A 12,440-nucleotide genomic window follows, 5' to 3' on the forward strand; every position below is an offset into this window, starting at 1 on the left:
GTGAGCATCCTGTAGGCCGTATACGGTAACGCCGCCATCCGGCACATTCATAGCATACTTATCTCGCACCGCGACGATTAGCGCCTGATGGCGCTACGCTTATCAGGCCTACAAAGTGAGCGTCCTGTAGGCCGGATAAGGCAACGCCGCCATCCGGCAACAGCATACAACAGACTAATGGCGGCGCTGCCAGATCCACAGCGCCGCAATCGCCAGCGCAAACAGCGCACCAAATCCAATACCAATCGCAACAGCCGGGATCCCCACCAACACCGCCAGTGAGTAGATACCGAGCATCAGCAACATCGCGCTGTTTTCACCGAGGTTTTGCACCGCTATCGCATTACCCGCACCGACGCTTTTCTTGCCCCGCTCCTGCAGCAACGCATTCAACGGCACCACAAAAAAACCGCCCAACACGCCGATAAGCATCAGTAAGGCATAAGCTGGCAACAGCGCATGCTGGAGCGAGAAAATCAGGACTACCACGCCGATCAGGATCCCCGCAGGCATGCAACGCGACACCGTTTCCAGCGTCACCAGTTTTGCTGCCGCACCGGCACCCACAACAATCCCGATAGCCACCATAGCGTTAAGATAGGTCGGTGTGGCGTTATCGGTAATGCCCAACGCCACCGGCACCCACAACACCAGAAGAAAACGCAGTGTGACGCCCGCGCCCCAAAACAGGCTGGTTCCGACCAACGAGAAACGTGTTTCGCCGTTACGCCACAGCGAAGAGGCGGCACAGAAGAAACTGCGCGTCATTTTCCCCAAATGCCACGACTGACCGGGGCGAGCCGCGGCCAGTTTCGGGATAAACAGGTTAGCCACCACAGCACCAGCATAAGCCAGGGCGCAGGCGGAAAGCGCAGCAATGACATGCCAATCGGCCAGCACACCGCCAGCAACAGAACCCAGCAAGATAGCGGCAATGGTGGAAGCTTCCATCAGACCGTTGGCTTTCACCAGCTTGTCGCCGGTCGTCAGCTCACCCAGGATGCCATACTTGGCCGGAGAATACGCCGCTGCGCCAATACCCACCAGCGTATACCCCAGAAACGGGTTAAAGCCGAAACAGATACTCGCCGCCCCCAGCAGCTTGAGACCGTTGGCGAACATCATCACTCTGCCTTTCGCAAAGCTATCCGCGACCTGCCCGACAAAAGGAGCAAACAGAATGTAAGCACCCACAAACACCATTTGCAGAATTGGCTGGCTCCAGTCCGGGTAGAACTGCGCCTTGAGTAAAGCCAGGGTAGCAAACAACAACGCGTTATCGCCAAACGCTGACAAAAACTGCGCGGCGATAACGGACATCATCCCTTTGGACCAGATTGAAGTGCTAGTGTGTACTGACTCACGCATGTTGTTTTTCCGGTTCATCAACCCAGCTTTTCAGTGTGACAAAATCTGGCTTACCGCTGCCGAGCAGAGGGAGTTGTTTCAGGTGGCGGATATCACGCGGTACGGCAAGCTCTGGAATGCCGTGGATGCGCGCATACTGGAGTAATTTTTCACGGGTCAGCTCGCCGTCTGTAGTAAACAGCACCAGCACTTCCCCTTTACTGGCATCGCTCTTGATAGCCGTGGCATGCATTTTGTCAGCAGATACCGCCAGCGCCAGTTGTTCAACCATTTCCAGTGACACCATCTCACCGGCGATTTTGGCAAAGCGCTTGGCGCGCCCCTGAATCTGTACAAAGCCATTTTCATCAAAGCGCACGACATCACCGGTATCGTACCAGCCGTGTTCTATCTGGCCCTGGGCATTTTCTGCGGTTGGGACTTCCAGTACACCCGGCTTTTCGACGCGCAGATAGCCGCTCATAATATTAGGGCCTTTCAGCTGTAAACGCCCGCCATCTTCAATACCAGGAACCGCCAACAGTCGGGCATCCATACCAGGCAGAATGCGCCCTACCGTTCCCGATTTCGCCGCCATTGGTACGTTAATCGACACCACAGGCGCGCACTCCGTCACCCCATAGCCTTCAAGAACGCGGAGACCGAATTTCTCCTGCCACAACTGCTTCGTGCTGTCCTGCAGCTTTTCGGCCCCGGCAACAACATAGCGCAGACGGTGGAAATCATAGGGATGAGCAAACCGCGCATAATTGCCAAGGAACGTTGAGGTACCAAACAACACGGTGCAGTTACGGTCATATACCAGCTCAGGAACGACGCGGTAATGCAGCGGACTGGGGTACAAAAACACTTCAGCACCGGTCAGCAACGGCGTAAATAACCCTACCGTCAGGCCAAAGGAGTGAAATAGCGGCAATGCTGACATAAAGCGATCGTCGGCGGTGAAATCGGCAATCGTCTTAATCTGCTCGACGTTCGCCAGAAGGCTCTTATGGCTGTGTACGACACCTTTCGGGTGGCCTTCTGATCCCGAGGTAAAGAGGATCACCGCGGCCTCTTCCGGCTGCTGTTTCACCTGTGCCAGGTGCGGAGCCAGCAGATGTGAAAAAATCCACAGCTTATCGCCAAAGGTCACATCGGCCTTCAGGTCTTCCAGGTACACCCAGCGCACTTGAGTAAGTTGTTCCGGCAAATGCCAGAGCTTGCCTTTATCGAGAAACTGCCGGGAGGTAAAAATGGTTTTGATTTCCGACGCAGTAATGGCGCTGGTTAACCCCTTCACACCCGCGGTGTAGTTCATCATGGCCGGGATACGTCGACGCGCAATAGCACCAAAAATAACCGCCGCGCTGATACCCGCATTTGGCAGCATCAGGCCGATTCTTTCCCCCTCGGCGCTGTATTTTTCCAGAATACGTGCGACAAACAGCGTTTTCGTCAGCAGTTTGCGATAGCTGTCCGGCGTGAAATTAATATCTTCAATGCAGTTTTTGCCTGCGCCAAACCGGTATTTTGCCGCCAGCAGAGACTCGTATAACGTTTCACGCGGGCGGACGGCCATACGCGCTTCCATCATAATCTGATGCAGCATTTCACCGGCCATTTTGCGACGATCGCGCGCGCGCGGCGCTTCCGGCATCGGCAATGACGTTGGCGGTAGGATATGGATGCTGATTTGCGGGAAGAATCGCTGTTTAACCAGACCTTTCAGACGGCTGAAATGGGTCAGTTCCGCGCCTTCAATACGCACAGGCACCACCGTCGCCTTTGATTTTGCGGCAACAAACCCGGCACCGTCGTAGATTTTCATCAGTGAACCGCTGGTCGAAATACGCCCTTCCGGGAAGATAACCACCGGACGGCCCTGTTCAACCAGGCGTACCAGATGTTTAATCGACATCGGTTTGGTTGGGTCTAACGGTACGAAATCAATCAGTGGAGTGAGCCAGCGCATATACCATTGCTGACTAATAGAAGTATAAACGGCAAACACAGGGCGAATCGGTAAAAAGAGCGCCAGCAGGATACCATCGATAAATGAGACATGGTTAGGCGTGATTAAGACACGTTCTCCCCGTAGCACGCTGACATCGCCCGTGACGCGAACACGAAAAAGTACGCGAAACAGCTTACGAAAAAAGCCAAATAGCATCTCAACTCCCTGTGCCATTAATTATATAAACATCAATGATGGGAGAGTATACGAGTTGGGGAATGGGCGCGACAGGTAACGGGTAAATAGAGTCCGAAAAAAAACCTGCGCATCCGCGCAGGTCGGTGCAAGAGACAGGTACGAAGTGCGTACCGAATAATCTCACCAATCAATACCTCTGGGATCTTGATTGTGGTCGTCACCGCGCCGTTCCGCCAGTTGGAAAACGCAAAGGAATGAACCCAAGTGCAACGAGTTGTGTAAATTATCGGTTACTGTTACAGATACGCTGAACGCAAAAAAAAACCTGCGCATCTGCGCAGGCTGGTGTAAATCTTGTGATCAACCCGAAAGTTGATTTCACCTATCAATACCTCTGGGATCTCAACTTTATCAATCCGCTCTCTCCCCTCACCAGCGAACAATCGCAACAGCACATCGCAAAGTGTAAGCAAAGATTTTCATTTTCAATTTTCTGTCTTACTTCGCTCGTGTCCGCTCACATTTGCGACGTCCTGACGGGCAATCTGCTTGAACAGACAGCCGTTTTCCGTAACACTGACGGGATGTAAGCGTTTACCCACAACAGGTACTATCATGGCGACCATAAAGGATGTAGCCCGACTAGCTGGTGTATCAGTCGCCACCGTTTCTCGAGTGATCAATGACTCCCCCAAAGCCAGCGAAGCATCGCGTCTGGCTGTAATGAGTGCAATGGAATCACTCAGCTACCACCCCAACGCCAACGCGCGTGCGCTGGCACAACAATCTACTGAAACCGTCGGTCTGGTAGTAGGTGATGTGTCCGATCCATTCTTTGGGGCAATGGTTAAAGCTGTCGAGCAGGTGGCCTATAACACAGGTAATTTTTTACTGATTGGCAACGGCTACCATAACGAACAAAAGGAACGTCAGGCGATTGAGCAGCTTATTCGCCACCGCTGCGCAGCCCTCGTGGTTCACGCTAAAATTATCCCGGATGCCGAACTGGCATCATTGATGAAACAGATCCCCGGTATGGTACTGATCAACCGAATCTTACCGGGATTCGAACAACGCTGCGTTGCGCTGGACGATCGTTACGGTGCCTGGCTGGCAACCCGTCATCTTATTCAACAGGGCCATACGCGCATCGGTTATCTGTGTTCCAACCACAGCATTTCAGATGCGGAAGATCGTTTGCAAGGCTATTACGACGCGCTGGCGGAAAGCAATATTCCGGTAAACGATCGACTGGTCACGTTTGGCGAGCCCGATGAGAGCGGCGGCGAGCAGGCAATGACTGAGCTGCTTGGTCGCGGCAAAAACTTCACGGCTATCGCCTGCTATAACGACTCAATGGCGGCGGGCGCTATGGGTGTGTTAAACGATAATGGCATTGATGTACCGGGCGAAATCTCGCTGATTGGTTTTGATGATGTATTGGTTTCACGCTACGTGCGCCCACGGCTGACGACGGTACGCTACCCTATCGTGACGATGGCAACCCAGGCCGCCGAGCTGGCGCTGGCGCTGGCCGAAAAACGTCCGGTCCCGGAAATCACTCACGTCTTTAACCCAACGCTGGTACGTCGGCATTCCGTTTCAGCGCTGACAGAGCCGGGAAATTCTTCGTCAAACGATTAATCAGGATTGCGTCATGACAACGATGTTAGACGTTTCACGACATGCTGGCGTATCGAAAGCGACCGTTTCACGCGTACTTAATGGTACGGGGCAGGTTAAAGAAAGCACGCGCCAGAAAGTCTTCAAAGCCATGCAGGCGTTAGATTATCGGCCTAATTTTTTAGCCCGCTCACTGGCAAACCGCACCAGCAACAGCATTGGTTTGGTGGTGTCTACATTTGATGGATTCTACTTTGGTCGTTTGCTGCAACAGGCATCGCGCCAGACGGAATCTCACGGCAAACAGCTGATTGTCACCGACGGCCATGATACACCAGAGCGTGAGCAGGAAGCCGTTCAAATGTTGGCCGACCGACAGTGCGACGCCATTATTCTCTACACCCGCTACATGAGCGAAAAAGCGATTATGTCGTTGATGACCCGCATTGATATGCCATTGCTGGTCATTAACCGCGACGTCAGCCAGGCCCGCGACCGTGCGATTTTCTTTGAACAGGAAGACGCGGCGTTTCAGGCAGTCGATTACCTCATCTCGCAAGGACATCGTGATATTGCCTGCATCACCGTCCCCGGCCATACGCCAACCGGTAAATCCCGGTTGATGGGATATCGTAAGGCGCTGGAAAAAAATGGTATTCCCTGGGAACCCACCAAGGTCAAATACGGCGATTCAACGATGACCAGGGGCTATGAAGCCTGTCGTGAATTGTTGGATGAAGGGGTGAAATTCAGCGCACTGTTCGCCTGTAACGATGACATGGCGTTAGGTGCATCGAAAGCATTACATCAGGCTGGACTAAAGATCCCCGAGGATGTTTCGCTGTTCGGTTTTGATGATGCGCCCAGCGCGAAATGGCTGGAGCCAGGACTCTCCACCGTCTATCTGCCAATCGATACCATGATAACCACGGCAATCGATCAGGCGATTCGTCTGGCTAATGACGAAGACGTAGAACCCATTCCACCGTTTACGGGCACCCTGGTGTTGCGTGACTCCGTAACGCCTGGACCGTACTTTAAGTAATCAGAGGCCGGATGGTGACTTCGCTTATCCGGCCTACAGACCCACCGTTAATTTCGTAGGCCGGATAAGCGTAGCGCCATCCGGCATGCAATCAGATAAGCTCCAGCGCCAGTAGCTCTTCAATGGTCTGGCGACGACGAATCAGTCGCGCCACGCCGTTATCAAACAGCACTTCCGGTAGCAGCGGGCGGCTATTGTAGTTCGACGACATCGATGCGCCATACGCACCGGTATCATGCAATACCAGGTAATCTCCCGGCACTACCGCAGGTAATAGACGGGTTTCGACTTTGCCACCTTCCTGTTGGGTAAAAACATCGCCCGATTCGCACAGTGGACCGGCAACCACCGTCTCAATCTGCGCCGCATTATCCAGCGAGCGGCCATCCCCGGCCAGTGCGGAGATATGGTGATAGCTGCCGTACATTGCTGGCCGCATCAGATCGTTAAAGCCAGCGTCGATCAACACGAAGTGACGACTGCCCATCTCTTTCACACTGCGCACCTGCGCCACCAGAACACCCGCTTCCGCCACCAGAAAGCGTCCTGGCTCGATCTCAAGCTTCACCGGATGCCCCAGATGTTTGGCTATTTGATCGCGTGCCGCGCTCCACAAACCAAAGTAGTGATCGGTGTTGATCGCCTCTTCTCCTTCGCGATACGGGATCGACAAACCTCCGCCCGCAGATATAGCGTCCAGATCCTGACCTAATTCAACAACCTGACGCACCATCGCGCCACACACTTGCTCCAGATGGCCGTAATCCACACCGGAACCTATATGCATGTGAATGCCCACCAGTTTCAGCTGATAACGCTGAATCACCTCCAGCGCTGCCGGAAGGTCGCTATACCAGATACCGTGCTTGCTGTTCTCGCCGCCGGTATTGGTTTTCTGGCTATGCCCGTGACCAAAACCTGGGTTGACGCGCAGCCATACACGATGCCCTGGCGAAACCTGGCCCAGCTGTTCCAGCATATCAACCGACCCGGCATTTACAGGAATACGTAGCTCATGCACCCGGGCCAGCGTCGCCTGGTCAATCATATCGGCGGTAAAGACGATTTCATCATTCTCCGGCACAAAACCTGCCGCCAACGCACGCTCAATCTCACCCAGCGAGACTGAATCCACCTTCACGCCCTGCTCGCGCATCAGGCGCAGTATATGAATATTCGAGCAGGCCTTTTGGGCAAAACGCACCACATCAAACTGACTCAGTTTGGCTATCTGCGCGCGGATAATCTGCGCATCGTAAACCCATACCGGACAGCCGAATTCGGCGGGCAGACGCAGCAGGTTATCTGCGGTCAGGTCAGTATCAGTGCTGTTGAGTGGGCGTGGCATGGTGTGCTCCGGTATTGGCTTTTTTATGATTACGCCACAGCACGAAGAGAATAAAAAATATCGTTTTATCGCGAGTCTATGCAAAAATGATATGGGATGTTTATTTGAGGATCGACAATGCCCGCCGTTAACTTACGCCACATTGAAATTTTTCACGCCATTATGACAGCAGGCAACCTGACGGAAGCCGCGCGGATGCTGCATACGTCGCAGCCTACCGTCAGTCGCGAGCTGGCAAGATTTGAAAAAGTTCTGGGGTTAACACTGTTCGAACGTACGCGAGGTCGGCTGCATCCTACAGTGCAAGGTCTACGCCTGTTTGAAGAGGTGCAGCGATCCTGGTATGGCCTGGATCGGATCGTCAGCGCCGCCGAAAGCCTGCGTGAATTTCGTCAGGGTGAGCTGTCGATTGTCTGTCTGCCAGTGTTCTCACAGTCCTTTTTACCTCCGTTGCTACACCCCTTCCTCACCCGCTACCCGCAGGTTAACATTCAGATTGTGCCGCAGGAGTCGCCGCTGCTGGAAGAGTGGCTATCAGCACAACGTCACGATCTCGGGTTAACTGAGACCCTGCATACCCCCGCAGGGACTAAACGCACTGAATTACTGTCGCTGGATGAAGTGTGCGTGCTGCCGCAGGGACATCCGCTAACCGGGAAAGCAGTATTAACACCGCAAGATTTTCAGGGGGAAAACTATATCAGCCTGTCGCGCACCGACAGCTATCGCCAGTTGCTGGATACCCTGTTTAATGATCATCAGGTCAAGCGCCGAATGGTAATAGAAACGCACAGTGCCGCATCAATTTGTGCGATGGTGCGTGCCGGCGTGGGGATCTCAGTAGTGAACCCGCTGACCGCACTGGATTACGCAGGCAGCGGGATTGCCATCCGGCGTTTTAGTGTTTCGGTACCTTTTACCGTCAGCCTCATTCATCCACTGCATCGTCCGGCATCCGCGCTGGTTGATGCTTTTACGGCACATCTACAGGACCATCTCCACCGGCTTACCGATCCACTGGATGCTATTTTGCAGTCTCAGGTGAAAGCATAAACGTCACAGCATCCTGCGCATGGATCGCCGCGGTATCGAAGACCGGCAACGGGCTTATTTCAGTGGGAACCAGCAGGCCAATTTCGGTGCAGCCGAAGATCACCCCTTGTGCACCCTGACGAGCCAGTCGCTCAATCACGCTCAGGTAATAATCGCGGGACGTTTCGCTAAATTCACCAAGGCACAGTTCCTCGAAAATAATCTGGTTTATTTTCTGTCGGTCATCAGCGTCAGGGATTAGCGTGCTAATGCCAAATTCCGTCTGTAAACGCCCACGATAGAAATCCTGTTCCATGGTGTAACGCGTGCCCAACAGCGCAACGTTACTCATCTTCTGCTGTTGTATGGCCCGCCCTGTTGCATCGGCAATGTGCAAAAACGGGACATCGCAGGCCGTTTCAATGGCCTCGGCCACTTTATGCATGGTGTTGGTACACAGCACAATCCCTTCAGCACCCGCTTGCTGTAACCCCACCGCAGCCTGCGCCAGGATCTCCCCTGCCCGCTGCCAGTCACCGTTCGACTGACAGGCTTCAATCTCATGGAAATCGACGCTGTGCAGCAGAATCTTCGCAGAATGCAGACCGCCCAGACTCTGCTTAACCCCTTCATTAATCAGACGATAATAGGGAATAGTGGATTCCCAGCTCATTCCGCCTAACAGACCGATCGTTTTCATCATTTGCCCTTATTCGTGGTTGTCCTCCCAGTGAACCAAAGATGTGATCAACTTTCCACATCTGTCGGCGCACATTTCCTTTTTTTATTTTCTGATATAAATTTAATGAAATAATGTTTCATTTTATTGCGAGAATACCGAATGTTTATTTTTCATAAAGAAACCACGCTTGAAGATCTGGGTAACGGCGTTACCCGGCGTATTCTGGCTCACGATGGCAAAATGATGGCAGTGGAAGTGAATTTCGAGCAGGGCGCAATTGGCCCGATGCACCACCACCCGCATGAACAACTCACGTACGTTTTATCGGGTGAGTTTGAATTTACGATTGGGGAAGAAAAGCATGTCGTCAGTGCAGGAGACACCCTGTACAAGCAACCCAATATCATGCACGGCTGCGTCTGTTTAAAGCCGGGGACATTGCTTGATACCTTCACGCCCATACGCGAAGATTTTCTGCACGGGTAATTTCGCTGTTCTCAAGCCGTGCTACTGAACGGTTTGAGAACACGCTAAAATGCGTACTCTGTTCCCTAAAAATGAAAGCGTTGCAAGGTGGGGCATTTCCCTTCGATACCAGCTCGCATAAGCGTTAATCACCCAATGCGCCTCGCCATGTGGGCGATTACAGTCACGTTATCTTAATTAACGGTGACGGATCGCCATGACAAAAATGACAACAGCCACTCCACATGACGCAGTCTTCAAACAGTTCTTGTACCATCCCGATACCGCAAGAGATTTTCTGGATATCTATCTTCCATCAACCTTGCGGGAGCTATGTGATCTGCAAACGCTAAAACTGGAATCAGGCAGTTTTATTGAGGATAGCCTGCGAGCCAGCTACTCCGACGTGCTGTGGTCATTAAAAACAAACGAAGGCGATGGGTATATCTATGTTGTTATCGAGCATCAGAGTTCGCCAGACGCTCACATGGCATTTCGGCTGATGCGCTATGCCATGGCTGCAATGCAACGCCATTTGGATGCTGGCCATAAAACATTACCTTTGGTGATACCGATGTTGTTTTATCATGGCGCTCTCAGCCCCTACCCCTTTTCACTCTGCTGGCTGGATGAGTTTGACGATCCCGCACTGGCACGACAGCTTTACTCAGCAACATTTCCGCTGGTGGATATCACAGTAATACCCGATGACGAAATTATGCAACATCGCCGTATAGCACTGCTGGAATTGATGCAAAAACATATCCGCAAGCGTGATTTAATGGGGTTAGTGGAGCAACTGGTCTCATTGCTGGCTACGGGATACGCTAATGACAGCCAGCTCAAAACGCTATTTAATTACATGATGCAGTTTGGAAATACGCCTCACGTTGATAAATTTATCCGTGAGGTTGCCCATCGGGTACCACAGCAAAAGGAACGTCTGATGACTATCGCGGAAGTCTTGCAACAGGAAGCCAAACAACAAGAGGCATTACGCATTGCCCAGATGATGTTAGCGAATGGTATTAGTCATGAAATTATACTAAAGATAACCGGGCTGTCTGCTAAGGATCTCCTCGTCAGGCAGGCGGATCCACATTGAAATAGGTAGCAATGGGAGCCCGATAATCAATTGATCTATCGGGCTTCCTGCTCACTTACACCCCAATATCTCTTAACTTCTCGCCAGCCATCAGCTTACGCTCGATGTGTTCCAGCGTGACGTTTTTGGTTTCAGGAATAAGCCAGAATGTAATACCGATAAAGACGACGTTCAGTGCGGTATAAAGCCAGAACGTACCCGCGGCGCCAATACTGTCGAGCAACGTCAGGAAGGTTGCGCCGATAATCATGTTCGACACCCAGTTCGTGGTGGTGGAACAGGTGATGCCAAAATCGCGACATTTCAGCGGCTGAATCTCAGAACACAGGATCCACACCACCGGTGCGGCGCTCATTGCATAACCGGCGATACACATCATGGTCATGCCGACTGACAGCCAGGAAAGCCCACTGGATGCGGTGCCGTTATCAAACTGCATCAGGCAATAGCCGAGGACCAGGGTCCCAATGGCCATCACGCTGAAACCAATTTTCAGCGCCGGTTTGCGCCCGGCTTTATCGACTGTAAAAACAGCAATAAAAGTCGCGAACATAAAGGTTAAGCCAACGACCAACGTCGCAATCATCTGCTGCTCAGTGGTGGTAAAACCGGCCATTTTAAAAATACGCGGCGCGTAGTACATAATGATGTTCATCCCGGTGAACTGCTGCATCGCCTGCAACAACATGCCGAGGAAAACCGCACGCCGTACGTTTCGGTTAATTTTAAACAGTGCCCAACCGCCCTGCTTCAGCTTCAGACTTTCACGAATTTCGTTCAGCTCATCACGGGCCTTTTCTGAGGTATCACGCAACATGCGTAATACTTCTTCTGCTTCAATATGGCGACCTTTCTCTGCCAGCCAGCGCGGGCTGTTAGGCAGGAAAACGACCAGAACAATCAGCAATACTGCCGGGAGCGCCAATACGCCCAGCATAGCGCGCCAGTTACCGCTGTAGCTAAACGCGGTATCGGATAAAAAGGCCAGCACAATGCCCAACGTAACCATCAGTTGATACATACTGATCATCTTACCACGCACATTCTCACTGGCCATTTCAGACAAGTAGAGTGGCGCAGTGTAGGAGGCGATACCTACGGCAACGCCCAGTACCACGCGGGCAACAATGAGCATTTCCACGCTGGAAGCCAATGCCGACCCCAGGGAACCCACGACAAACAGGATCGCCCCGGCCATCAGGCTGTATTTGCGCCCCAGTCGGAATGACAACCAGCCATTAAACAGCGCACCAATTGCCGCACCCAGCATCATACTGCTCACCACCCACTCCTGCAGACGGCTGGTCAATACAAAGTGATCGGTGATAAAAGGCAACGCGCCGGCAATTACGCCGATATCGAGACCAAATAACAACCCTGCGACAGCCGCAGAAATAGAGACAAACAAATTCATACGTCGCGTATCGCGCTGCGTACGCGGTGTTAAAGCAGCTTCATGATTAATTGAGACCATTTTTTCCTGCCAGATACAGAGTAAGCCATGTCGATGAAAGTAAGGGATCCCTTGCAGGAAGCGTCAGGCGGGAAACGGCAAAAACATGGATGAAATTGCTGCACCACATCGTTATGTGATGGATATTCCAATTTTAAAATTTACCGCTAATTACTCAATTAAAT

General features: G+C 52.3%; 10 protein-coding genes. 5 read left to right on the plus strand and 5 right to left on the minus strand.

Features of this window, described 5'->3' with window-relative positions:
* Positions 1–174 precede the first annotated feature (174 nt).
* Together lplT and aas are read right to left on the minus strand one after the other, a co-directional pair.
* Positions 175–1,368 (minus strand): lysophospholipid transporter LplT, encoded by a 1,194-nt coding sequence (gene lplT / locus NNO02_RS11355; protein ID WP_271454837.1) that lies wholly within the window; start codon positions 1,366–1,368, stop codon positions 175–177.
* Entirely contained in the window at positions 1,361–3,520 is a 2,160-nt protein-coding gene (gene aas / locus NNO02_RS11360) for a bifunctional acyl-ACP--phospholipid O-acyltransferase/long-chain-fatty-acid--ACP ligase (protein WP_271454838.1), read from the minus strand. Before aas ends, lplT begins: the two co-directional genes overlap by 8 nt.
* Before the next feature lie 597 nt (positions 3,521–4,117).
* On the opposite strand from aas, the gene galR reads away from it, so the two are divergent.
* Positions 4,118–5,146 (plus strand): HTH-type transcriptional regulator GalR, encoded by a 1,029-nt coding sequence (galR, locus tag NNO02_RS11365; RefSeq protein ID WP_202037850.1) that lies wholly within the window; start codon positions 4,118–4,120, stop codon positions 5,144–5,146.
* A 22-nt stretch (positions 5,147–5,168) separates the two neighbouring features.
* Positions 5,169–6,170, plus strand: coding sequence for a LacI family DNA-binding transcriptional regulator (locus NNO02_RS11370; protein ID WP_271449540.1), 1,002 nt, complete (start codon positions 5,169–5,171; stop codon positions 6,168–6,170).
* 91 nt (positions 6,171–6,261) lie between these two features.
* Here the strand turns inward: NNO02_RS11370 and lysA are convergent, their stop codons facing one another.
* A complete protein-coding gene (lysA, locus tag NNO02_RS11375; RefSeq protein WP_271454839.1) occupies positions 6,262–7,518 on the minus strand; it encodes a diaminopimelate decarboxylase in 1,257 nt (418 codons plus the stop codon).
* Between the two features lie 117 nt (positions 7,519–7,635).
* Between lysA and NNO02_RS11380 the strand changes: the two genes are divergently transcribed.
* Positions 7,636–8,571 carry a LysR family transcriptional regulator gene (locus tag NNO02_RS11380; protein WP_271441075.1) on the plus strand — a complete coding sequence of 312 codons (936 nt, stop codon included), beginning with the start codon at positions 7,636–7,638 and terminating at the stop codon, positions 8,569–8,571.
* On the opposite strand, the gene NNO02_RS11385 is transcribed toward NNO02_RS11380, so the two are convergent.
* Entirely contained in the window at positions 8,543–9,250 is a 708-nt protein-coding gene (locus NNO02_RS11385; protein ID WP_271454841.1) for an aspartate/glutamate racemase, read from the minus strand. The genes NNO02_RS11380 and NNO02_RS11385 overlap by 29 nt on opposite strands.
* A gap of 141 nt (positions 9,251–9,391) precedes the next feature.
* On the opposite strand from NNO02_RS11385, the gene NNO02_RS11390 reads away from it, so the two are divergent.
* Complete coding sequence (locus NNO02_RS11390) at positions 9,392–9,718, plus strand: cupin domain-containing protein (protein ID WP_271454840.1); 327 nt, start codon at positions 9,392–9,394, stop codon at positions 9,716–9,718.
* Between the two features lie 196 nt (positions 9,719–9,914).
* Positions 9,915–10,802 (plus strand): Rpn family recombination-promoting nuclease/putative transposase, encoded by an 888-nt coding sequence (locus tag NNO02_RS11395; RefSeq protein WP_271449491.1) that lies wholly within the window; start codon positions 9,915–9,917, stop codon positions 10,800–10,802.
* A 55-nt stretch (positions 10,803–10,857) separates the two neighbouring features.
* Here NNO02_RS11395 and araE read toward each other — a convergent pair whose 3' ends face one another.
* Complete coding sequence (gene araE / locus NNO02_RS11400; RefSeq protein WP_202037846.1) at positions 10,858–12,276, minus strand: arabinose-proton symporter AraE; 1,419 nt, start codon at positions 12,274–12,276, stop codon at positions 10,858–10,860.
* Between the last annotated feature and the right edge of the window lie 164 nt (positions 12,277–12,440).

The sequence above is a fragment of the Citrobacter sp. Awk 2 genome (assembly GCF_028069815.1).
In the GTDB taxonomy this organism is placed as follows: domain Bacteria; phylum Pseudomonadota; class Gammaproteobacteria; order Enterobacterales; family Enterobacteriaceae; genus Citrobacter.